This window comes from Flavobacterium sp. GQ95, from assembly GCF_059758655.1.
Genome location: NZ_JCAXEB010000003.1, coordinates 411,645 through 434,130, shown reverse-complemented (window position 1 = coordinate 434,130; position 22,486 = coordinate 411,645). Strand labels below are relative to the sequence as shown.

Below are 22,486 nucleotides of genomic sequence, written 5' to 3'. Positions count from 1 at the left end.
AAGTTAAAAATTAATTCCAACGATTACTATTAAACTGATTTTTTTTCCAATATAACATCATTAAAAAGCCCGCAACTGCTCCACCAACATGAGCAAAGTGAGCAATTCCAGTACCGCCACTTCCAAATAAAGAGCTACCTTTAAAACCTAGGAACAAATCAACTGCTAAAATTCCTGGAACAAAATATTTTGCTTTTATAGGAATAGGAATAAACATTAATCCTAATTGAGCATTTGGAAACATAAAAGCAAAAGCCGTTAACAAGCCATAAATTGCTCCAGATGCACCAATCACAGGTGACTGTACAATTGCACTAGCTTGCGCTAAAGAATTAAACTGTTCTTGAGTACAATGCGCTTTATTTAAAATAGTTGCTACCTCATTTTGCACCATCTTTCCACTTGAATCAAATAAAGATGAGTAATCTGCATTTAAAATTAAATGCAGATCAGTCTTTGATAAATTTAAACCAGAAACCGAATCTAAAAAAGAATTTAATTGAAGATAATTAACTCCTGTGTGAAGTAAAGCAGCACCTAATCCACATGAAATATAGAAAAACAAAAATTTCTTGCCACCCCAAAAGTGCTCCAATGCAGATCCAAAACTATATAATGCAAACATATTAAACAAAATATGTGCAAAATTTGGCAATCTTGCATGCATAAACATATGTGTAATAATCTGCCAAACCCTGAATTGATCACTTTCTGGATAAAATAATGAAAAATATTCATAAGAAACCGGCACAAGCTGGGAGCCAATAAAAAAGATAATATTGATTATCAATAGTTGTTTTACAACAGGAGTCATGTTCATCATATGGCAAACTTTTTATCTATATCTTCAACACGCATCGTGATGAAAGTAGGTTTTTGAAAAGGTGAAATATTGGGATCTTTACAGGCAAACAATCCGTTTACCAAATTATCTTGTTCTTTTTCGGTTAAATAAGATCCAGTTTTAACCGCTAAACTTTTAGCCATCGACTTGGCAATAGTATCATTCTGACTGTAACTGCTCGCCGGAATTCCGTCCTGCAAATCAGTTAATAATTGTTCGATTACTAAGGAGACTTCGCTTTCTGTAATATTCACGGGAATTCCTGAAATCACAATATGATCGGCCTGCGCGTCATCAAAAACAAAACCTGTTGTTTCTAGTGAAGGTTTCAATTCTTCGATCAAAGTCATTTCATCTGAAGAATAAAACAAATTCAACGGAAATAACAATTGTTGGCTTGAAGCCTGATTAACCGTCATATTTAGCAAAAATTGTTCATACAAAATACGTTGGTGAGCACGTTGCTGATCAACGATAACCATTCCGGATTTTATAGGCGAGACAATATATTTTTTATGTATTTGATACGTTTTCTGACTTGCTGTTTCTACCTCATCATCATTAAACAATGACGAAGTTACTTCTTCATTTTCAAAAGTAAAAGGAGAGCTTTCGATACTTTCGGTATCCAAACCTACATACAAACTTTCCCAACTTGCAGTTGGTTCTACTCTTTTAGAATATCCTGAATAAGAATTTGATCCGGAACTAAAACTGGAACCAGAAGAAGATCCAGATCCTGAAGAACCAGATTTTGTATAATGTTGATTGGTTTTATCATCCGTAAACGGATTAAAAGTACCATCAACCTGAATCGTTGGTGTTTCAGCTTCTAAATCTTTATAATGATAAGGCGTATCCAAATTAGCATCCCGATCAAAATCAAGAACCGGAGCCACATTAAATTGTCCTAAACTGTGTTTTATTGAAGCTCTTAAAATAGCATATAAGGCTTGTTCATCATCAAACTTAATTTCTGTTTTTGTTGGATGAATATTGATATCAATAGTATTTGGCGGAACTTGCAGATATAAAAAATAACTAGGCTGTGAACCATCTTTCAGAAGTCCGTCGTAAGCTGCCATTACCGCATGATGCAGATAACCGCTTTTAATGAAACGGTCGTTTACAAAAAAGAACTGTTCTCCTCTATTTTTCTTAGCGAATTCAGGTTTACAGACAAATCCCTGAACGTTTATGATCTCAGTATCCTCGTTAACCGGAACTAATTTTTCATTGGTTTTCCCCGAAAAAATTCCAACAACACGCTGACGATATCCTGCAGCAGGCAAATTATACATTTCGCTGCCGTTATGATAAAAAGTAAAATGAATATTTGGATGTGCCAAAGCTACACGCTGAAATTCATCCATAACATGACGAAATTCAACCGTATCGGATTTCAGAAAATTACGTCGTGCCGGAATATTAAAAAACAGATTTTTAACTGCAAATGAAGTCCCTTTAGGCAAAACTGCCGCTTCCTGAGAAACAAATTTACTGCCTTCGATTACAATATGCGTTCCAAGCTCTTCCTGATCTTGTTTGGTTTTCATCTCCATGTGCGCGATCGCTGCGATAGATGCCAAAGCTTCTCCACGGAAACCTTTTGTACATAAAGAAAATAAATCTTCTGCCTGACGGATTTTTGAAGTTGCATGGCGCTCAAAACACAAACGTGCGTCCGTCACACTCATTCCTTTCCCATTATCAATAACCTGAACTAATGATTTTCCAGCATCTTTAATAATCAATTTAATGTCGGTTGCATCAGCATCAACAGCATTTTCTAAAAGCTCTTTTACAACTGAAGCTGGTCTTTGAACCACTTCTCCAGCAGCAATTTGATTAGCAACGTGATCAGGAAGTAATTGAATTATACTCGACATTAAAAAATTTGGGTTAAGGTTGTCCTTCAATTTTAGCGGAATCAATCCGTAAAAATCTCAGGGTAATATTATTAATTGATTTATGGTTTTTCAAAACCAAGGTGTACAAATTTAATGAATTTCCGTTGGCTTTTTGAATAAGTGGTATCATAAAAAAAACAAAAAACCTATACTATTTTACACAGTATAGGTTTTAGTATTTTTAAAACAATTGTGTTTTATTCGTTCTCGATTTTTATTGGTGTTTCTTCAATCTGAATTGCACCTGAAGACAATAAAGGCTGGTTAAACGGATGTGACATTGAAGCCTGTTGACGAATATACGCCATCTTAATTGCTGCAATTGCCGCTTCGGTTCCTTTGTTTCCGTGAACCCCTCCGCTTCTATCGATTGACTGTTGCATGTTATTATCTGTCAAAACACAAAAAATAACCGGAATATCCGTTTGAACATTCAAATCTTTAATTCCTTGTGTAACACCTTCGCATACAAAATCAAAATGTTTTGTTTCTCCCTGAATTACACATCCAATAACAATCACGGCATCTACATTTTGTGTCTGCAGCATTTTTTTTGCACCATAAATCAGCTCAAAACTTCCTGGAACATTCCAACGAATAATTTGCTGTGCCGGTACATCACAATCAACTAAGGCATCAAAAGCGCCATTGTATAATCCTTCTGTTATGGTTTCGTTCCATTCAGAAACAACAATCCCAAATCGAAAGTCTTTCGCATTTGGGATTGTGTTTTTATCGTATTCTGATAAATTTTTATTTTCGGTAGCCATCTTTTATATTTAAGATTTTAGATTTTTTAATTTCAGATTGTAAAAATACAAATCTAAAATCTAAAATCTGAACTCAATAAATAATATTATTGCGCTAATCCAATCAATACATCAACAGAAGCTGCTTCTGGAGTTGCATCGAAGTTTTCTTTAATATCAGTTAAATATTTCAAAGCATCTTCTTTTTGACCTAAAGCCAAAGCCGTTTTACCAGCTTTCAATAAGAAACGAGGCGTTGTAAAATCATTTTTATTTGACTCAGCAGCTTTTACATAATACTCTAAAGCTTCTTTTTGTTGATTTTTTTGAGAATAAGCATCTCCGATAGCACCTTTTGCCAAAGCGCTTAAAATCATGTCTTCAGATTTAAAATCCCCTAAATATTTAATAGCGTCATCAAATTTACCTGTATTCAAATATGCCATACCAGCATAGTAATTTGCTAAGTTTCCAGCATCAGTTCCAGAATACTCATCAGCAATTTTCACGAATCCGAATTTACCTTCAGAACCATTCAATGCCAATTTATATAATGAATCACTTGCAACACCATCTGTAGCTTTTTGGAAGTTTTGTTGAGCAACAAACATTTCATTTGCAGCCTCATCCTGCTTAGGAGCTTCGATAAATTTTTGGTAAGCCAAATATCCAATAGTAGCAACCGCGATACCAGCAACTAAACCAATAATGATTTTTTGATTTTTAGCAACCCAATCCTCAGTTCTTGAAGCAGTTTCATCTAATTTTGAAAAAACACCAGCTGTTGTGCTGTCTTTTTCGTCAATGATTACCTGTGTTTCTTCATTTACTTCTTTAACTTCCTTTTCTTTTGGTGCTTTATATCCTCTTTTATTGTAAGTAGCCATTTAAAATTAATTTAGTGAACGGCAAAAATAAAATTTTTATTGAAACTGAGGCAAAAAAAATCAATTTTATCACTATTTTAAAAAAAATATTTTTTCAAACGCTAAGTCGTTTCTCCTCAGTACTAAAATAATTCATCCTGAAACACGCCAAAAGCCTTTTATATCAATAATTTTCGATAATTTGCACCCTCAAATTTTTGACGTTCAAAAGCGCAGATATTCTAGGCTAATGCTACAATTTTAGCCACAGATTTCACAGATTCTCACAGATTGGAAAAGGTTTTGACTGTAAGTGATAGAAAAAAATCTTTAAAATCTTTTAATCTGTGGCAAAAAACAAAGTCTCCGCTATAAAAAACTTCAAATTTTACCTTTAGAGTTCAAAAAATGCATTTAAACAAAATTTCTTTATTCAATTATAAAAATTTCTCCGAAGTCAGTTTCGATTTCGACCGCAAGATCAATTGTTTTGTCGGTAAAAACGGAATTGGCAAGACTAATGTGCTTGATGCAATCTATCATTTGGCATACGGAAAAAGCTATTTTAATCCGTTAGCGGTGCAAAATATCAAACACGGGGAAGAGTTTTTTGTGATTGATGCTGAATTAGAAAAAAATGACAGAACAGAGCAAATTGTCTGCAGTTTAAAAAAAGGACAAAAGAAGGTTTTAAAAAGAAATGGCAAAGCCTACGATAAATTCTCTGATCATATTGGGTTTGTTCCACTTGTAATTATTTCTCCCGCAGATCGTGATTTGATTGTAGAAGGAAGCGAAACGCGTCGCAAATTTATGGACAGCGTAATTTCGCAATTAGATTCAACTTACCTGCACCAGCTTATTCAATATCAAAAAATAATTGTGCAGCGAAATGCCTTGCTTAAATATTTTGCCCTGAATCATACTTTTGACAACGATACCTTATCTATATATAATGAGCAGTTAAATAGTTTTGGACAATCTATCTTTGAAAAACGAAAAGATTTCCTCGAACAATTTATACCTATATTTAATATACATCATCAGTCAATAACCGGTTCTGAAGAAACAGTTCAATTGGTTTATGAAAGTCATTTATATGAAAAAGACTTACTGACCCTTTTACAGGAAAACATTAATAAGGACCGAGCGTTACATTATACAAGTGTCGGAATCCATAAAGACGATTTGTCTTTTGAAATTGATTCTCATCCTATAAAAAAATTCGGCTCTCAGGGGCAGCAAAAATCCTTTCTGATTGCTTTGAAATTGGCTCAATTTGAATTTTTAAAAAAACAAAGTGGTGTAAAACCTTTATTGCTTTTTGATGATATTTTTGATAAACTAGATGAAACCCGCGTTTCAAAAATCATTGAAATGGTAAACAGCGAAACTTTTGGTCAGCTTTTTATTTCGGATACTCATCCGGAACGTACGGAAGCAATTGTGAAATCGACGCATCAAAGTTATAAGATATTCAATTTGTAAGTTTTTGTTTCAGGTTTCAAGTTTCAAGTTTCATTACTAAATTGATTTTACCATTCTGTTATGAATTAAAAAATGAAAAATCATTACTTTAGCAATACTTTTATTCTTAAAATTCAATATGATGAAATTTCCCAAAATTTTATTGCTTATAGTTTCAATTCTCCTATTCTCATGCAATGATCAAAAAGCAAAACCTTTTGAATCGATTGCACCGAAAGAATTTGCAGATAAAATCAAAACAACTGAAAACCCTCAAATTTTAGATGTTAGAACTCCGGAAGAATTCGGATCTGAACATATTGATAATGCAGTAAATGTGAATTGGAATAGTGATGATTTTGCAACGAAAGCCGAATCATACGACAAATCAAAACCTGTTTTTGTTTATTGTTTAAGTGGAGGAAGAAGCAAAAAAGCCGCGTCAAAACTGCAGGAATTAGGATTTACAACCATTTATGAATTAGATGGCGGTATCATGAACTGGAAAGAAGAAGGGCTTTCCAAAAACCAAACTGCTGAAACTGGAATGACAATGAATGATTTCAACGATTTATTAAATACAGACAAAAAAGTACTGGTTGATTTTTATGCCGAATGGTGCGGACCTTGTAAACAAATGGAACCGTACATTTTGAAAATACAAAAAGAAATGGCTGACAAAGTTGTTGTTGTCCGAATTGATGTTGATAAGAACAAAACTTTGGCAGAAACAATGAAAATCACTTCCCTCCCAACTATTTTGATATACGAAAATAAAGCTGTACAAAAAACCTTAATAGGCTTGACGACTGAACAAAACTTAAAAGAACAACTGCAATAACACAGAAATATGCTAACGAAAGAATCATTGCAATTTTTAGACGATTTAAAAAAGAACAACAATAGAGACTGGTTTCAGGACAATAAAAAACGATACGAGATTTTCAAAAAAGACTATCATCAATTGGTTAGTGATTTTCTGGATGCTATGAAACCACTTGATCCTTCTTTGGAATTATTAGAAGTGAAAAACTGTACTTTCCGAATCAATCGCGACATTCGATTTTCTAAAGACAAATCGCCTTATAAAGCGCATTTAGGCGTTTGGATGTCTACAGGAGCCAAAGGCGCAAATCGAGCTGGATATTATGTTCATATTGAAAAAGGTGCCAGTTTTATTGCGGGCGGATTTTATTCACCTGAATCTGAAGACTTGAAAAAAGTCCGAAAAGAAATTGCCTTTTTTCATGATGATTTAGAAGCGATTTTAGCTGACAAAAATTTCAAAAAAGAGTTTGGAAGTTTAGATATAAACGAAACCAATTCACTTAAAAGCATGCCTCGTGGTTACGAAAAAGACCATCCGGCAATTGCCTTTTTAAAATTGAAAAGTTTTACGGCAACTCAAAAATACGATATTACTGAAGTGACTCAAAAAGATTTCGTTGCCAAAATGAGCAAGAAATTAATTGCATTAAAACCATTAAACGAATTTATTAATCGTGCTTTAGACACCGATGAATTTTAGAAATAATAAAGTTTTGCCACAGATTTCACAGATTCCAACAGATTAAAAAATCCTTTAAAAATCTTTTAATCTGTGGCAAAAAATTTAAGTTTGCCGAATGAAAAAAAGAAAAATACTTTTTCTGGGAGAATCGTATCGTGCTGATGCTATTACATGGATGAAAGGTTTGAAAGAATTTGGCGATTTTGAAATCTGTACATGGGAACTTCAGACACCAAACAATTCAAAACTCAACCGATTCAAACGTATTTTAGAATATGCTTTCTCCCCTATTTCTATTCGAAAAACTATCCGACGTGAAAAACCGGATATGATTATTGCTGAAAGAACAACCAGTTATGGATTTCTTGCAGCGATTTCTGGAATGCATCCAATTGCGATTGCACAACAAGGCCGAACTGATTTATGGCCTGAAGGCTCTGTTTTATTGCCTTTCAAAAAGATCATCCAAAAACATGCCTTCAAAAAAGCAGACTTAATTCACGCCTGGGGCCCTGTAATGACGATTTCGATGAAGGAAATTGGTGTTGATATGACTAAAGTTTTGGTTATCCCGAAAGGTATTGATTTGACGCTTTTTTCTCCTTCTATAAACAATTCAAATAAAATTGAAGCGATTGTAACCCGTTCTTTACAACCAGAATATCGTCATGATTCTATTTTGAAAGCTTTTGCAGTTTTATATCAAAAAGGAATTGATTTCAAATTGACTATTGTGGGCGACGGAACCAGATTACAATTTTTGAAAGATTTAACAAAAGAACTACAGATCGAAAACAAAGTGATTTTTACAGGAAGAATTCCGAATACAGAACTTCCTAAATTATTACAACAATCGAATATTTATATCAGCATGCCCATTACTGAAGGTGTTTCAGCTTCTTTGTTCGAAGCTATGGGCTGCAATTGTTATCCGATAGTTTCTGATATTCCAGGAAATCAAAGCTGGATTAAACATCGCGAAAACGGGCAATTAATTGAAATCGATAATATCGAAATGTTGGCCGAAGAATTGATTTGGTCTTTTGAAAATAGTGAATCTCGAAACAATGCTATTTTACAGAACCGAAAGTTTGTAGAGGAGAATGCGAATTATGAGATTAATATGAAGATTATTTCGGACAAATATCATCAGCTGTTGGATTTGCGTAAAATTTAACCGCAATGAACGCAAGGGATTACGCCATGAACGCTAAGCTTTATGCTCTTCGCGGTAAAAATCATCACCGCGGATAAGCCAAAGAAACTTTTTGTTTAAATTCATCATAAAGAACATAATGAAAACTTTCCTTTTCCCGAACAAGAAATAATTCACCATAACCTTCTTTTTTTGAAAACAGAATTTTACAATTTGACAAATCAATCAGCTTTCTGTTATCAATGCAATTTTTCACAATATCTTCGGGCGTATTTGCTTTTGTAGTTTCCCATGAATAATCATAAGATTTCCAATTTTCATCAAAAGTATTAAGCATTTCAGTGTATAGCATTTTATCTTTATCATCCTGTAAAACACCATTACTTTTAATTAATCGAACTGAATTTCTTTCTTTATAAATATAAAAGATCCCTAGATCTATATTCGAATCTGCTTCTAAATTATCCTCTTTATTTAAACTACTATAAGAAGTTTTCATTAAAATAAAACGAATATGATAGTCATCAATTAATATAAAGTGTCCTAAAGCATTCCGGGAAGTATCGTTCCCACATTCAGGTATATTTCTGCTTAAAAATGTCCCATCATGATTTAAAACTAACATATAACCCCAACGGTTTTCTCCCATCCTAACCATAGAATATTCATTAAGATCACGAATTCCAATTATATTATTAATTCTCCACGTATCAAACATATTCGTTTGAGCATTCGAAAAAAATATATTCAGAAACAAAAAAAAGAAAAATGAGCCGTTTCTAATTGATTTCGACATAACTACATCTTTTATGATTAATTCAAACTTACAAAAAGAAAATCTAAAAAATCAAATCGCAACTTTTCCTGAATCTCAAAACAGGAATTGTAATTTCAAATAAAAACAAAACAACTTTAATAAGATATTACACTATTTATTTTAGATTTGCCTTCATTTAAAACCAATGAATGGAAGATTTAATAAATGAATCCTATGAATTCGAGCAGGTAGACGGTAATCCTTTGCATACTAAATATGATTTTGTAAGTAAAGGGGAAAGAGAAATTCCTAAAAGAATAGCCATAATCAAATATCCACAACCTGGTTTAGAGCGATATTATAATTTAGGATTCGGTAATATCTTTATTGATGAAAATGGCTTAGAATCTATTTCTGATATGTCAAGAGAAAATAATAAAGATGGCAAAAAAGTTTTAAAAACGGTTTTTACTTCTGCGTTGGATTTTTTATCAACCTCTCCTAATTCAATTTTAACCATTTTCGGAAATACCTCAGCCAAACATAGATTATACAAAATGGGATTGAATAATAATTTAGCTTCTATTGAAAGTTGTTTTATTATAAAAGGAGGAATAATTAGTGATTTAAAAATCATTGAAAATGCAGAAACCGGAAAGCAACCAAATTCAATTATTAATATTGATAAAATTGAATATCAGGCATATGACCCTAATAAAAGCAGAGCCTATAATTTCATAACATTTGAGATTAAAGACGAGTTCAAATAATTTTTTATACCTTTGTATTATTAAAATGATGTTGTTATGAAAAATATAATTAAAGATATTTTAGACAAATCTGAGAAAAAAACTGCTGTATCTTATAAAGACAAAGAAAGCAGAGTGTCTTTTGATGAAACTTTTGGAAAACAGAAAATGGAAATTGCCTCTAAAATTATTGCAGACAATTCAATATCTCTTTCTAAAAAACTAGCTACAAAATAAAATTCCACAAATATCTATACAAAGGCCTTCAAATTTGAAGGCTTTTTTATTTAGTATTAAGAAAAATCTCTTCGTAACTTTTATTCCATCTCAACGACATACTCTAAAAGGAGTTGTTTAATTTAATCTAAAACAGAGATGAATAATAGAAGAAACTGGTTAAAACAAATAAGTTTAGGCACTGTAGCATTGGGATTTTATAATTTTGAAGCATTTGCAAAACCTGCTGAAGAATATATTTTACCTGATTTAGACAATTCTCCCATAACACTTCGGTCAAATGAAAATCCTTATGGTCCTTCTCCGTTAGCTCGTGCTGCAATGGCAAAAAGCGTCAATAGCAGCAATCGATATGGATGGGATCTTTCTTCGGAATTAATAACGCAGATTGCCAAAAAGAATACAGTTTCAGACAATAATATTCTGCTAGGCGCAGGTTCAACAGAAATTTTAGATTTAGTACTCCAATATACCGCTTTAAAAAAAGGTAATTTTATATTGGCCGAAACCACATTCGACTACTGGACCGCCCCTTATGAAAAACTAGGTCTTAAGAAAATTACTATTCCTTTAACTAAAGACAAAAAGCACGACTTAACAGCTATGTTAAAGGCTATCGATTCAGATACCAAAATGATTTACATCTGCAATCCTAATAACCCAACAGGAACAATATGCAGCAGACAAGAATTAGAATCCTTTATAAAAGAAGCGACAAAAAAAGCCATTGTATTTGTTGATGAAGCCTATATTGATTTTACAAAAGAACAATCATTAAGCGATTTGGTTATCGAAAATAAAAATTTGATTATTACCAAAACTTTTTCGAAAATGTACGGTTTAGCTGGTGCCCGCGTTGGCTATGCTATTGCACATTCTGCTACTATTGAAGAACTTGATAGCGTAAGATCATCTCAAAATATGGCTGTTAGTGTGGTGTCGACGGCAGCAGCAATAGCCTCTTTAAATGATGAAAAGTTTGTTCAGCAAGTATATGCATCAAATCAGGAAGTAAAAAAATACACCATAGATCAACTTACTCTTCTCAACTTAGCCTGCATTCCATCGTATTCTAATTTTGTTTATTTTTCTTTAGACAATTATAAAAAAGATTATTTCAAACAACTGGAAGACCATAAAATACAAGGAACAAAAATTTATGAAGAAAACGGAAAATGGACCCGAATTACGATAGGAACAATGAAAGAAATGCAACGATTTATTACAGCTATAAAATAAAAAGCATGCTTAAATAGCCAATTTCCTTTTGATGAATTTCTAATCTGTTATTTTACAGAAATGGAGTTCAAATAAATTATAATCCTTACTTTTGAGCTCAGAATTATCCCGAAGTTTCGGGATCAAAAAAAGCCTCTATTTATGGAAATCCAATCCAATTTTTCTTTAAAAAACTATAATACTTTTGGTATTGAAGCCAAAGCCAAACAATTTGTTGCAGTACATTCGGTTGCTGAATTAAAAACAATTTTAGAAGAAAACAAAAACGAGAAAAAATTTGTTTTAGGCGGAGGAAGCAATATGCTTTTAACCAAAGATATTGACGCTTTGGTCATTCATATTGATTTAAAAGGCAAAGAAATCATTAAAGAAGATGAAGATTTTGTTTGGGTTGAAAGTCAGGCTGGCGAAACCTGGCACGACTTTGTACTTTGGACAATTGACAATAATTTTGGCGGTTTAGAAAATATGTCTCTGATTCCGGGAAATGTTGGTACAACTCCCGTTCAGAATATTGGTGCTTACGGAACCGAAATAAAAGACACTTTTGTTTCTTGCGAAGCGATAAATATTGAATCTCGGGAAATAAAAACATTCACCAATACTGAATGTAATTTTGGGTACCGGGAAAGTATTTTCAAAAATGAAATTAAGGATCAATACATTATTACATCTGTAATTTACAAATTGACGAAACACAATCATAAAATCAATACTTCTTACGGAGACATTACGGCTGAATTAGCTAAGAACAATGTTGTTACTCCAACTTTAAAAGATGTAAGCAATGCTGTAATCGCGATCAGACAAAGCAAATTACCAGATCCAAAAGAATTGGGAAATAGCGGAAGTTTCTTTAAAAATCCAATTTTATTGAAATCTGATTTCGAAAAGATTCATCAAAAGTTTCCTGAAATGAAATATTACGAAGTTTCTGAAACAGAAGTTAAAGTTCCGGCTGGTTGGTTAATTGAACAAGCAGGTTTTAAAGGAAAACGTTTTGGTGATGCCGGAGTTCATAAAAATCAGGCGTTGGTTTTAGTAAATTATGGAAATGCGACAGGACAGGAAATTTTAGCAGTGTCAAGAGATGTTCAAAAAACTGTTTTTGAGACTTTCGGAATTCATATTGAAGCGGAAGTTAATGTTATATAAAAATATCTTGCCACGACCCGACCGAAGGGAACGGACGAAGTAATTGCACTAATTAATTGGTGGAAATTATTGTAATTCGTGGCAAAAATATCAATCTTTTCTTTTAAAATGACAGAAAATATTTCCATAAAAACTGCAAATCCTAATGATGAAAAAGTTTTGGCAATTATCGAAGAATTGTCAACAAATCTTTATCTTCGTTTTGGAAGTGATGGGAAGAATTCTTTTACCGATTGGGAATACAATAATTCAAAGTATGTTTTTGCTGTTGCCGAAATTAACAATGAAATTGTAGGCTGCGGAGCGATCAGACCAATTTCTGAAAGTATTGGAGAAGTAAAACGAATGTATTCTAAATATCCACGAAAGAAAATCGGACAAACCATTTTAGCATATTTGGAAGATATAGCCTTAAAAAGTGGATACACAAAATTGATTTTAGAAACACGCATAAAAAACAGTGAAGCAACGCAGTTTTACGAAAGAAAAGGTTATAAAGTAATTCCGAATTACGGAAAATATATAGATCGCCCGGAAGCCATTTGTTTCGGAAAATCTTTAAAATAAACTCATAAAATGTATACACCTGAAATATACAAAAACGAAGACCCGGAATCGATCAGAGCTTTTTTAAAAGAAAATAGTTTTGGGATCCTGATCAATCAAACAAGCGGAAAATTATGTGCTACCCATATTCCGATAGAACTTGAAATCAATTCTGATGGAAAAGAAATTCTGCACGGACATATTTCAAAATTGAATCCACAAGCAGAAGGTTTTACAGAAAACGATCAGGTTTTGGCTATTTTTACAGGACCACACAGTTATATTTCTCCGTCTTGGTATGATCATGAAAATGTACCGACATGGAATTACATAGCTGTACATGTTTATGGGAGAATTAAAATTGTAGATGAAGCCGCTTCAATTGAACAACTAAAAAAATTGGTTGATAAGTACGAAGCTAATTCAGAAAATCCGATTCGTGTTGAGGATTTATCAGCAAAAACAATGCGTGAAGCCAGAGGAATCTTTGGTTTTGAGATAGAAATCGATGAAATTCAGGCGACCAAAAAACTATCTCAAAACCGTGACGACCACAATTACAAAAATATAATTTCAGAATTAGAAAAAACAGAAAACCCTCAGTCTATTGCTGTTGCAAAAGAAATGTCAAAATGCCGAAAGTAAATCGGTTTTAGGCATTGAAAATTAGGAATTCATAAGTACATTTGCACGCGCAAGATTCAAAAATTAAAAGACATTAAAATCAGATGCTTATAACTTTATTTTACTTCTTTATTGCTATTGTTTTTATTCAGGTTTTTTACTACTTAGGTATTTTTGGGAAATTTGCTTTTAGTAAACCACAAGAAATTGCACACAAAAAGCTTCCGGTTTCTGTAATTGTCTGTGCTAAAAATGAAGAAGAAAATGTAAAAAAGTTTATTCCTTTATTAGCAGAACAAGACTATCCTGATTTTGAAATTGTATTAATTGATGATGCTTCAAGTGACGAAACTTTAGAAGTTTTTGAAGAATTCGAAAAACAATATTCCAACATCCGCCTGGTAAAAGTGCAAAATAACGAGGCTTTTTGGGGAAATAAAAAATATGCGTTAACTTTAGGAATCAAAGCTTCAAAAAAAGAATATCTTTTATTTACTGATGCTGATTGTTATCCAAATTCAAAAGATTGGATTACCGCAATGACTTCGCAATTCACTATGAATAAAACGATTGTTTTAGGATATGGTGGCTATGAAAAAATCGAGCGTTCGTTATTAAATAAAATTATTCGTTTTGAAACTGTTTTAACAGCCGTACAATATTTTTCATGGGCTAAAATTGGGGCTCCATATATGGGAGTTGGAAGAAATTTGGCTTATAAAAAGGACGAGTTCTTTAATGTAAACGGCTTTATAGACCACATTCAGGTTCGTTCGGGCGATGATGATTTATTTATTAATCAGGCCGCGAACAAAAGCAACAGTACCATTTCATACAATCCTGAAAGTTTTACCTATTCTAAACCAAAGGAATCCTATAAAGAATGGTTTACACAAAAAAGAAGACATGTTTCTACTGCGGAATATTATAAGTTTTTTGATAAAATGCAATTAGGTCTTTTTTATACCTCACAATTATTCTTCTTTTTATTAGTTATACTCTTACTTGCTTTCCAATTTCAATGGATTGCTGTACTGGCAATATTAGCTACTCGTTACACAGTTGCATGGACCGTAATTGGATTTTCTGCTGGAAAATTAAAAGAAAATGATCTTAAAATATGGTTTCCCGTGGTAGAGATGGTGCTTATATTCACACAAATTAATATCTTTATAACTAATCTCTTTTCAAAACCTGTACATTGGAAATAAATTCTAAAATAGAAAAAGCAAAAAAAGGCGACCAGATTGCCTTTACTTTTTTATTAGATTTTTATTGGAATGAAGTGTATGGCTTTATGCTAAAACGCACTGAAAACGAAACCATTGCTGAAGATATTACAATTGAAACTTTCTCAAAAGCTTTCGACAAAATTGCTACTTACAACTCAGAATTTCAATTCAATACCTGGTTAATTGCGATCGCAAAAAATGTCTATATTGATTTATTGCGTAAAAAGAAAACCAATCTTTTTATCGAAATTACCGATTCTGAAGATCAACAGGCCTACAATATTGCCGACCCTACTCCATCTGCAGAAGATGCATTAATTAAAGAGCAAAATCTATCCCGATTGCTTTTATGCATCAAAGAATTAAAGCCCCATTATCAGGAAGTCATTCAATTGCGTTATTTTCAGGAAATGACGTATCAGGAAATTGCGCTAAAGATAAATGAGCCTTTAAGCAATGTAAAAGTAAAACTTCTTCGTGCTAAGAAATTATTAGCCGAAATCATCGAACGTAACAGATAATTTATTATCTTTAGATAAAGAATAAAATATTTTAGCATTTTTTCTTAAAACAATAAATTATTCACACACTAAAACAACAATACCTGCGTTGTTGCTAAAACCAAAACCTTACTGCTTATGATTTAATGTTACTTAACCTTAAAATCCATTAAACATGTCTAAATCAAACATCTACGAAACCAATTGGACCGACCTTGTTTTCGAAAACAAAAACAAAGAGTACGGCGCGTATCAATTACGCCAAGAGAATGCAAAAACCACAGTAACAGCGCTTTTTATGGGATTGCTATTATTGGCAAGTCTGGGAGCCGCGTCGATGTTGATTAGTAAATTAGGAACACAGGGCGTGATAGAAACGGAGCCTATTATTGAAGAACCGTTAGTTGTTACACAGTTTGACAATACTCCTGTAGTTCCAAAAACACCAGAAACAATTGCGCCTCCACAACAAAGTGCGCCAGCTGCTCCGGCAACAGATCTGTCTCAATTATCAAATCCGGTTATTGTGACTCCTGATCAGGCTGTAGACAACATTGCAACTAATAAGGAAAACACGGCAGTTGTTGACAATGCTTCAATAGGAACTGGTACAGTAGTAAACGCTTTGCCCACAACTGGTGGCAACGGTACCGGTACAGAGATTGCACCAGCAACTAATGAACCTGTAAATGCAGCAGTATTAGATAAAATGCCAGAATTTCCTGGAGGAATGGCTAAATTTTACACTTATGTTGGAAACAATTTTCAAAAACCAGAATTGGATGCTGAAAAAACACTTAGAGTATATGTTTCTTTTGTAATTGAAAGAGACGGTTCAATTACGGATATAACTGTATTAAAGGATCCGGGATATGGTTTAGGAAAAGAAGCTATCAGAGTTTTGAAATCAATAAAAGCAAAATGGACTCCTGGAATATTAAATGGAAAAACAGTGAGAACAGCATATAATCTTCCGATAACTATTAAAACGGAAGTAGAATAAAAAAATAGAAAAAGCAGAACTTAGGTTCTGCTTTTTTTTGTTCTCTTCTTACCATCATAAAGATTTCGCTTTACCTCAAAATAAATCTCACACTTTTTTAATTTTAATTACTTTTACATTCATAAAAGAAAAGCATTTTATTAAAATTAAAAACTAAAAAATGGGAATATTTTCAGCACTTCTTGGAAATGCAGGTTCTGTAAGTCAGGAAGATTTACTAAAAAACTACGGACAACTTTTAACGGATAATGAATCAATTGAAATGGGTTTCAAATTGATTCGTGATACTTTTATTTTCACTAATAAAAGATTAATTCTTGTTGATGTTCAGGGAATCACGGGAAGTAAAACAGAATATAAATCGATTGCTTACAAAAGCATTACGAGATTTAGCATAGAAACGGCAGGAACTTTTGATTTGGATGCCGAATTAAAAATTTGGGTTTCCAGCGAATTACAACCAAGCATTGTAAAACAATTTACGAAATCTGTAAATGTTTATGAGGTTCAAAAAGTATTAGCACATCACGTTTTAGGCTAATCATAAAAATAAAAAACCCGACAAATTTTAAAAAATCTGTCGGGTTTTGCTTTTGTAAAAGAAATTGTTATTTCTTTTTAGTTGTTGTTTTCTTTGTAACTGCTTTTTTAGCCGGAACCGGAACTGTATTCACAATTTTTTGCTGTACATATGGTTTATATAAACCATCTTTTTCTGCTCTCTTTTTAGCATCCTCGGCTCTTTGTTTTGAATCTGGATGTGAACTCATCATTTGATCAATAAAAGAAGCTTGTGATCCTTCGCTCATTTTAGCTAAGATTCTAAACGCAGATTCTTCGGCATTTACATTATAACCATTCTTTTTCATGAAATTATAGGCAAACAAATCAGCTTCTGCTTCTTGCTTACGGCTAAATTTACTATCAATAATAGCACTTCCTATTTTTCCTAACTGACTATCTGTAACTGTAGCAACAGTTGTTGATTGTGAAGCTGCGGCATCCATTAAAGCTTCTTTTTTGTAAGCCGCTTTTATAGCATCTTGTGAATCATGATTAGCAACGTGACCAATTTCATGACCAATCACAGCAAGTAGCTCATTATCATCCATAATATCCATTAATCCTGAATATACGCGAACACTTCCGTCAGCAGTAGCGAAAGCATTTACCTCTTTTAATTTATATACTTTATAATTCAATGTATAATCTTCGCCAGCGGTGTATTTTCCAAAAACTCTGTTCAATCTTAAAGTATACCCATCTGTTGCAGCTGCTATTTCGTTTTCCTTATCCAATTTCTCTACTGCTGCCTTAGATAATGCAGCAGCATCAGCATTACTAAATGTAAAACCGCTAACCCCTTTTTGAACAGCACCAATTGCTTTTTCTCCAAAATTAATTTGCGCATTGATTTTAGTAAAACCAAAAGTGGCAAATAAAACTCCTAATACAATAAATTTCTTTTTCATCTTTCTTTTTATTTCAATTTAACAACAAATATACTACACGGCTGGTATTATATTATTCTTTTCAGGACTGTTTTTTAACAAAGAAAGATATAAATTTTAAATAAGGGAAAGCCCATTCGATTATAAATAATTATTCTGCAAACCCCACTAAATAAACAAACCCTTAAATTTTAAAGTGTTACGGGATATAAAAAACAACTATTTAACATTTCTAATAAATAATCATCAAATTACTTTCAGAGAATCATAACAATACCCTTTCAAATTAACCCATAAACAAATCCACAAATAAACAACAATGCGTATCTTTGTGCTTTGAATTTTGATATATGGAAACAGTCATTGAAAATATACCAACTGGAAAACCTAAATGGTTAAAAGTCAAACTTCCAATTGGACAAAAATATACTGAACTTCGTGGTTTAGTTGACAAATACAGCTTAAACACAATTTGCACCTCGGGAAGTTGCCCAAATATGGGAGAATGTTGGGGTGAAGGGACGGCCACTTTTATGATCTTAGGAAATGTTTGTACTCGTTCTTGTGGATTTTGTGGAGTAAAAACAGGCAGACCAGAGACGGTAGATTGGGACGAACCTGAAAAAGTAGCCCGTTCTATTAAAATCATGAACATTAAACATGCGGTAATTACAAGTGTTGACAGGGATGATTTAAAAGATGGCGGATCAATTATCTGGATTGAAACTGTAAAGGCAATCCGCAGAATGAACCCAAACACTACGCTTGAAACTTTAATTCCGGATTTTCAGGGAATCGAAAGAAATCTTGACAGAATTGTAGAAGCAAATCCTGAAGTAGTTTCGCATAATGTTGAAACGGTACGTCGTTTAACTCGTGAAGTCCGTATTCAGGCAAAATACGACCGTAGTTTAGAAGTTTTGCGCTATTTAAAAGAAAAAGGAATAAACAGAACTAAATCCGGAATCATGCTTGGCCTTGGCGAAACTGAAGAAGAAGTGTTTCAAACCATGACTGATTTACGCAATGCAAATGTAGATGTTGTTACCATTGGTCAATACCTACAACCAAGTAAAAAACACTTACCTGTAAAAGAATTCATAACCCCGGATCAATTTGCCAAATATGAAAAATTTGGTCTTGAATTAGGTTTCCGTCACGTTGAAAGCGGACCTTTGGTTCGTTCTTCATATAAAGCACAAAAACATATTTTATAAAAAAGGTGAATCGTTTATTTGATTAATCGTCAACCGATTAATCAAATAAACGATTAAACAAATAAACAACTCGTTTGAAAACTAGAATTGCCATAAATGGTTTTGGAAGAATTGGAAGAAATTTATTCCGCCTTCTAATAAACCATCCAGAAATTGAAGTAGTTGCGATTAATGATATTGCTGATAATAAAACCATGTCGCATTTGATAAAATACGACAGTATACATGGAGTTTTACCTTTTAAAGTAAGTCACGACGAAGAAGGTATTATTGTTGACGGAAAACATTTTTTGTTTTTTCATGAAAAAAGTATTTCAAATTTAGACTGGAGAAGTCATTCTATTGATTTTGTAGTCGAATCAACTGGAAAATACAAAACGCATGAAGAATTAAACGCACATATCGAAGCTGGAGCAAAAAGAGTAATTCTTTCAGCACCATCAGAAGTTGATACAATAAAAACAGTAGTTTTAGGAGTAAATGAAAATATTTTAGACGGACAGGAACTAATCGTTTCGAATGCAAGTTGCACGACAAATAACGCTGCTCCGATGATAAAAATCATTGAAGAGTTGTGCGGAATCGAACAAGCATATATTACAACGATACATTCTTACACAACCGACCAAAGCCTTCATGACCAGCCACATAAGGACTTACGCAGGGCGAGAGGTGCAAGTCAGTCAATTGTTCCAACAACTACAGGTGCAGCTAAGGCATTAACAAAAATTTTCCCTAAATTGCATCAAAAAATCGGAGGTTGTGGTATTCGTGTACCAGTTCCAGATGGTTCATTGACAGACATTACGTTTAATGTAAAACGTGCTGTTACGATAGAAGAAATTAATAAAGCATTTGAAGAAGCCTCAAAAACAAATTTAAAAGGAATATTAGATTATACAGAAGATCCTATTGTTTCTGTTGATGTAATTGGTAATACGCATTCGTGTTTGTTTGATGCACAACTTACTTCCGTAATTGACAAAATGGTAAAAGTTGTGGGTTGGTACGATAACGAAATTGGGTATTCATCAAGATTAATAGATTTGATTTTACTGATAAGGAAAACATAAATTCATTGTAAAAGCATTGCCATACATGAAATACCACCTTCTTATTCTTGTTTGTTTTTTAAATTCATTTTTGTATTCTCAAACTCAAAAGAAGAATACAGATAGCATTTCCTATTATAATAAATTAGCAAACTCAAATCTGGATAAGAAAAAATACAATCAGGCTATTTTTTATACCAAAAAATCAATCGATTTCTGTCAAACAAGTGGTCAGGGCGAAGATTTAGCCAATCAAACTTTCAAGCTCGGGAAAATTTTCTATAATCAGCAGAAGTATAATGAAGCCCTAAAAAACTTTCATAAAAGCGTTTCTTTATTTGACAAAGTAAAACCAACCTGCACAAAGGTTTTGGCTTTAAATTACATTGGCGCCAGTAATTCTGCAAAGGGAAATTATGATGTTGCCAATGTTTACTATCAAAAAGCAGATAATTTACTGAAACAACTCAAACTTATTGACCATGCTGAGATTTTAAATTACCAAAAAGCAATGGCATTAAAAGCCGGCAAAAATTTATCTCTTGCCGCAAAAACTTTCCAAAAAATAGTAAAGAAACCAGACAATACGAAAATCCTTAAAACTAAAACGGATTCTTATTATCAACTCGGATTAATTGAAACACAACTTAAACGAAATGACTCGGCTCTCGTATATTTTGACAACGCCTTAGATTATAGTATCAAAAACAATAATCTGGTTCAAAAATCAAAGATCATTTTAGCCATAAGTCAATATTATAAAAAAAACAGAAACTTTGACCTTGCCTACTCATATCTTGACGAACATTACCAAATCGAGAATTACATTTTAAAATTAAAAAATGCCAAACTAGATTTTAATGAGTACGAAAAGTTCAAAAAAACACAATCAATAAACAACACGCTTAAACGTGAAAGCGAAGAAAAAATACAATTAAAAACCTATCGCTATTCTAAATTGGTTAGTATCCTGGCAATTGCTTTGATTTCAATTTTATCTCTCTTAAGTCTGGCTTTATATAAAAACAATATTATTCGAAATCAGAATAACTTACTTTTAAGAGAAAAAAACAAAGAACTTATTCTTGCTAAAAATAAAGCAGAAAAAGCATCAAAAGCCAGATCTGAATTTTTATCTACGGTAAGTCACGAACTGCGGACACCGCTGAACGCGATTAACGGAATAACACATTTACTACTCGAAGACAATCCTAAAAAAACTCAACTTAAATATTTAGAATCCTTAAAATTTTCAGGAAATTATCTTACTACTTTTATTAACGAAATTCTTGAAATTAATAAAATTGACTCTACTAAAGTGGAGATAGAAAACATAAGCTTTAACTTAAAAAAACTTTTATTCAATATTCAAGGCTCGCTAAAGGAACTGGCGACCGCCAATAAAAACTACTTTAATCTCGAAATCGACGAAACTATTCCGGACAATTTAATTGGAGACCCGACTAAATTATCTCAAATCATCCTAAACTTAATCGATAATGCTTTTAAGTTTACTCAAAACGGAAATGTAAATGTAATTGCAAAATTATTTGCTATTGAAGATGAAACTGCAACAGTTTATTTTGAAATTGTAGATACCGGCATTGGTATTCCTGAAGATAAATTGCAAACTGTTTTTGAAAGCTTCTCCCAAGGCTCTATTGAAGTAAATCGGAAATATGGCGGAACTGGTCTAGGTCTTACCATCGTAAAAAAATTAATCGAACTTTTAGGAGGTGAAATAAAACTAAAAAGTGAAGTTGGCAAAGGGTCTACATTTACTTTCAAATTAAACTTCAGCATTAACAGAGAACCTTTAGTAATGATTGCAGAAGCAAAACCATATAACGACAAACAATTAAAGCACAAATCAATTTTATTGATTGAAGACAACAAAATCAATCAGATGATTACGCGAAAAATGTTGGAAAACAAGGCTATTTGCTGCGAAATTCTCGACAATGGTGAAGAAGCTGTCGAGCTTTTAAAAGTCAAACATTTTGACATGGTTTTAATGGATGTTCATTTACCAGGCATTAACGGGACAACTGCAACAAAACTTATCAGGGAATTTGATAAAAACACTCCAATTATCGCTTTAACAGCTATTTCGCTTGACGAAAACAGAGATACGCTTTTATCTTTCGGAATGAATGATGTGATTACAAAACCTTTCGTCCCGGACGAATTCTATAGCATAATTGCTAAGTTTTTTGATTGAA

23 protein-coding genes are annotated in these 22,486 nt (G+C 32.7%); 17 read left to right on the top strand and 6 right to left on the bottom strand.

The annotated features are described in order from the left end of the window. Window positions 1-10: 10 nt before the first annotated feature. The 4 genes from AC6CH4_RS09240 to AC6CH4_RS09225 form a co-directional block, all read right to left on the bottom strand. Window positions 11-823, bottom strand: coding sequence for a rhomboid family intramembrane serine protease (locus tag AC6CH4_RS09240; protein WP_498102255.1), 813 nt, complete (start codon window positions 821-823; stop codon window positions 11-13). Then, window positions 820-2,733, bottom strand: coding sequence for a DNA mismatch repair endonuclease MutL (gene mutL, locus AC6CH4_RS09235; protein ID WP_498102253.1), 1,914 nt, complete (start codon window positions 2,731-2,733; stop codon window positions 820-822). Before mutL ends, AC6CH4_RS09240 begins: the two co-directional genes overlap by 4 nt. A 218-nt stretch (window positions 2,734-2,951) precedes the next feature. Continuing rightward, window positions 2,952-3,524, bottom strand: a complete 573-nt coding sequence (gene ribH, locus AC6CH4_RS09230; RefSeq protein WP_498102251.1) for a 6,7-dimethyl-8-ribityllumazine synthase — start codon at window positions 3,522-3,524, stop codon at window positions 2,952-2,954. Between the two features lie 86 nt (window positions 3,525-3,610). Beyond that, entirely contained in the window at window positions 3,611-4,390 is a 780-nt protein-coding gene (locus tag AC6CH4_RS09225; protein WP_498102249.1) for a tetratricopeptide repeat protein, read from the bottom strand. A gap of 387 nt (window positions 4,391-4,777) precedes the next feature. Between AC6CH4_RS09225 and recF the strand changes: the two genes are divergently transcribed. The 4 genes from recF to AC6CH4_RS09205 all read left to right on the top strand — a co-directional run bounded on the left by recF (window position 4,778) and on the right by AC6CH4_RS09205 (window position 8,523). Further along, window positions 4,778-5,857, top strand: coding sequence for a DNA replication/repair protein RecF (gene recF, locus AC6CH4_RS09220; RefSeq protein WP_498102247.1), 1,080 nt, complete (start codon window positions 4,778-4,780; stop codon window positions 5,855-5,857). A gap of 121 nt (window positions 5,858-5,978) precedes the next feature. Further along, the gene (gene trxA / locus AC6CH4_RS09215; RefSeq protein ID WP_498102245.1) at window positions 5,979-6,677 is read left to right on the top strand and encodes a thioredoxin; all 699 of its coding nucleotides are present in this window, start codon (window positions 5,979-5,981) and stop codon (window positions 6,675-6,677) included. Window positions 6,678-6,686: 9 nt separating this feature from the next. Continuing rightward, entirely contained in the window at window positions 6,687-7,364 is a 678-nt protein-coding gene (locus AC6CH4_RS09210) for a DUF2461 domain-containing protein (protein ID WP_498102243.1), read from the top strand. A gap of 97 nt (window positions 7,365-7,461) precedes the next feature. After that, window positions 7,462-8,523: a glycosyltransferase gene (locus AC6CH4_RS09205; protein WP_498102241.1), complete on the top strand. Its 1,062-nt coding sequence runs from the start codon at window positions 7,462-7,464 to the stop codon at window positions 8,521-8,523. Window positions 8,524-8,587: 64 nt separating this feature from the next. Here the strand turns inward: AC6CH4_RS09205 and AC6CH4_RS09200 are convergent, their stop codons facing one another. Next, window positions 8,588-9,298, bottom strand: a complete 711-nt coding sequence (locus AC6CH4_RS09200) for a hypothetical protein (protein ID WP_498102239.1) — start codon at window positions 9,296-9,298, stop codon at window positions 8,588-8,590. A gap of 170 nt (window positions 9,299-9,468) precedes the next feature. Here AC6CH4_RS09200 and AC6CH4_RS09195 point away from each other — a divergent pair, with 170 nt between their 5' ends. The 10 genes from AC6CH4_RS09195 to AC6CH4_RS09150 all read left to right on the top strand — a co-directional run bounded on the left by AC6CH4_RS09195 (window position 9,469) and on the right by AC6CH4_RS09150 (window position 17,085). Next, a complete protein-coding gene (locus AC6CH4_RS09195) occupies window positions 9,469-10,029 on the top strand; it encodes a DUF6934 family protein (protein ID WP_498102237.1) in 561 nt (186 codons plus the stop codon). A 36-nt stretch (window positions 10,030-10,065) separates the two neighbouring features. Beyond that, entirely contained in the window at window positions 10,066-10,245 is a 180-nt protein-coding gene (locus AC6CH4_RS09190; protein WP_056195700.1) for a hypothetical protein, read from the top strand. Window positions 10,246-10,383: 138 nt separating this feature from the next. Next, window positions 10,384-11,484: a histidinol-phosphate transaminase gene (hisC, locus tag AC6CH4_RS09185; RefSeq protein ID WP_498102235.1), complete on the top strand. Its 1,101-nt coding sequence runs from the start codon at window positions 10,384-10,386 to the stop codon at window positions 11,482-11,484. A gap of 141 nt (window positions 11,485-11,625) precedes the next feature. Then, window positions 11,626-12,639 (top strand): UDP-N-acetylmuramate dehydrogenase, encoded by a 1,014-nt coding sequence (gene murB, locus AC6CH4_RS09180; protein ID WP_498102233.1) that lies wholly within the window; start codon window positions 11,626-11,628, stop codon window positions 12,637-12,639. 108 nt (window positions 12,640-12,747) lie between these two features. After that, window positions 12,748-13,206: a GNAT family N-acetyltransferase gene (locus AC6CH4_RS09175; RefSeq protein WP_498102231.1), complete on the top strand. Its 459-nt coding sequence runs from the start codon at window positions 12,748-12,750 to the stop codon at window positions 13,204-13,206. Window positions 13,207-13,215: 9 nt separating this feature from the next. After that, on the top strand, window positions 13,216-13,830 hold the full coding sequence (locus AC6CH4_RS09170) for an FMN-binding negative transcriptional regulator (protein WP_498102229.1): 615 nt from the start codon (window positions 13,216-13,218) through the stop codon (window positions 13,828-13,830). 83 nt (window positions 13,831-13,913) lie between these two features. Beyond that, entirely contained in the window at window positions 13,914-15,020 is a 1,107-nt protein-coding gene (locus AC6CH4_RS09165) for a glycosyltransferase (protein WP_498102227.1), read from the top strand. Beyond that, the gene (locus tag AC6CH4_RS09160) at window positions 15,011-15,562 is read left to right on the top strand and encodes an RNA polymerase sigma factor (RefSeq protein WP_056195682.1); all 552 of its coding nucleotides are present in this window, start codon (window positions 15,011-15,013) and stop codon (window positions 15,560-15,562) included. Before AC6CH4_RS09165 ends, AC6CH4_RS09160 begins: the two co-directional genes overlap by 10 nt. A gap of 154 nt (window positions 15,563-15,716) precedes the next feature. Then, window positions 15,717-16,544: an energy transducer TonB gene (locus AC6CH4_RS09155; protein ID WP_498102225.1), complete on the top strand. Its 828-nt coding sequence runs from the start codon at window positions 15,717-15,719 to the stop codon at window positions 16,542-16,544. Window positions 16,545-16,704: 160 nt separating this feature from the next. After that, window positions 16,705-17,085 carry a PH domain-containing protein gene (locus AC6CH4_RS09150; RefSeq protein WP_056195676.1) on the top strand — a complete coding sequence of 127 codons (381 nt, stop codon included), beginning with the start codon at window positions 16,705-16,707 and terminating at the stop codon, window positions 17,083-17,085. Between the two features lie 67 nt (window positions 17,086-17,152). On the opposite strand, the gene AC6CH4_RS09145 is transcribed toward AC6CH4_RS09150, so the two are convergent. After that, window positions 17,153-18,016 (bottom strand): M48 family metalloprotease, encoded by an 864-nt coding sequence (locus tag AC6CH4_RS09145; protein WP_498102223.1) that lies wholly within the window; start codon window positions 18,014-18,016, stop codon window positions 17,153-17,155. A 329-nt stretch (window positions 18,017-18,345) separates the two neighbouring features. Here AC6CH4_RS09145 and lipA point away from each other — a divergent pair, with 329 nt between their 5' ends. The 3 genes from lipA (at window position 18,346) to AC6CH4_RS09130 (ending at window position 22,485) form a co-directional block, all read left to right on the top strand. Next, complete coding sequence (gene lipA / locus AC6CH4_RS09140; RefSeq protein ID WP_029272210.1) at window positions 18,346-19,212, top strand: lipoyl synthase; 867 nt, start codon at window positions 18,346-18,348, stop codon at window positions 19,210-19,212. Between the two features lie 74 nt (window positions 19,213-19,286). Further along, window positions 19,287-20,285: a type I glyceraldehyde-3-phosphate dehydrogenase gene (gap, locus tag AC6CH4_RS09135; RefSeq protein WP_498102221.1), complete on the top strand. Its 999-nt coding sequence runs from the start codon at window positions 19,287-19,289 to the stop codon at window positions 20,283-20,285. Between the two features lie 25 nt (window positions 20,286-20,310). After that, the gene (locus AC6CH4_RS09130; RefSeq protein ID WP_498102219.1) at window positions 20,311-22,485 is read left to right on the top strand and encodes a tetratricopeptide repeat-containing hybrid sensor histidine kinase/response regulator; all 2,175 of its coding nucleotides are present in this window, start codon (window positions 20,311-20,313) and stop codon (window positions 22,483-22,485) included. Window position 22,486 lies beyond the last annotated feature (1 nt).

Excerpts from the sequence above, each read along its gene's own strand:
- AC6CH4_RS09240 (WP_498102255.1), bottom strand. The coding sequence starts at position 823 with ATGATGAACATGACTCCTGTTGTAAAACAACTATTGATAATCAATATT.
- mutL (WP_498102253.1), bottom strand. The coding sequence starts at position 2,733 with ATGTCGAGTATAATTCAATTACTTCCTGATCACGTTGCTAATCAAATT.
- ribH (WP_498102251.1), bottom strand. The coding sequence starts at position 3,524 with ATGGCTACCGAAAATAAAAATTTATCAGAATACGATAAAAACACAATC.
- AC6CH4_RS09225 (WP_498102249.1), bottom strand. The coding sequence starts at position 4,390 with ATGGCTACTTACAATAAAAGAGGATATAAAGCACCAAAAGAAAAGGAA.
- recF (WP_498102247.1), top strand. The coding sequence starts at position 4,778 with ATGCATTTAAACAAAATTTCTTTATTCAATTATAAAAATTTCTCCGAA.
- trxA (WP_498102245.1), top strand. The coding sequence starts at position 5,979 with ATGAAATTTCCCAAAATTTTATTGCTTATAGTTTCAATTCTCCTATTC.
- AC6CH4_RS09210 (WP_498102243.1), top strand. The coding sequence starts at position 6,687 with ATGCTAACGAAAGAATCATTGCAATTTTTAGACGATTTAAAAAAGAAC.
- AC6CH4_RS09205 (WP_498102241.1), top strand. The coding sequence starts at position 7,462 with ATGAAAAAAAGAAAAATACTTTTTCTGGGAGAATCGTATCGTGCTGAT.
- AC6CH4_RS09200 (WP_498102239.1), bottom strand. The coding sequence starts at position 9,298 with ATGTCGAAATCAATTAGAAACGGCTCATTTTTCTTTTTTTTGTTTCTG.
- AC6CH4_RS09195 (WP_498102237.1), top strand. The coding sequence starts at position 9,469 with ATGGAAGATTTAATAAATGAATCCTATGAATTCGAGCAGGTAGACGGT.
- AC6CH4_RS09190 (WP_056195700.1), top strand. The coding sequence starts at position 10,066 with ATGAAAAATATAATTAAAGATATTTTAGACAAATCTGAGAAAAAAACT.
- hisC (WP_498102235.1), top strand. The coding sequence starts at position 10,384 with ATGAATAATAGAAGAAACTGGTTAAAACAAATAAGTTTAGGCACTGTA.
- murB (WP_498102233.1), top strand. The coding sequence starts at position 11,626 with ATGGAAATCCAATCCAATTTTTCTTTAAAAAACTATAATACTTTTGGT.
- AC6CH4_RS09175 (WP_498102231.1), top strand. The coding sequence starts at position 12,748 with ATGACAGAAAATATTTCCATAAAAACTGCAAATCCTAATGATGAAAAA.
- AC6CH4_RS09170 (WP_498102229.1), top strand. The coding sequence starts at position 13,216 with ATGTATACACCTGAAATATACAAAAACGAAGACCCGGAATCGATCAGA.
- AC6CH4_RS09165 (WP_498102227.1), top strand. The coding sequence starts at position 13,914 with ATGCTTATAACTTTATTTTACTTCTTTATTGCTATTGTTTTTATTCAG.
- AC6CH4_RS09155 (WP_498102225.1), top strand. The coding sequence starts at position 15,717 with ATGTCTAAATCAAACATCTACGAAACCAATTGGACCGACCTTGTTTTC.
- AC6CH4_RS09150 (WP_056195676.1), top strand. The coding sequence starts at position 16,705 with ATGGGAATATTTTCAGCACTTCTTGGAAATGCAGGTTCTGTAAGTCAG.
- AC6CH4_RS09145 (WP_498102223.1), bottom strand. The coding sequence starts at position 18,016 with ATGAAAAAGAAATTTATTGTATTAGGAGTTTTATTTGCCACTTTTGGT.
- lipA (WP_029272210.1), top strand. The coding sequence starts at position 18,346 with ATGGAAACAGTCATTGAAAATATACCAACTGGAAAACCTAAATGGTTA.
- AC6CH4_RS09130 (WP_498102219.1), top strand. The coding sequence starts at position 20,311 with ATGAAATACCACCTTCTTATTCTTGTTTGTTTTTTAAATTCATTTTTG.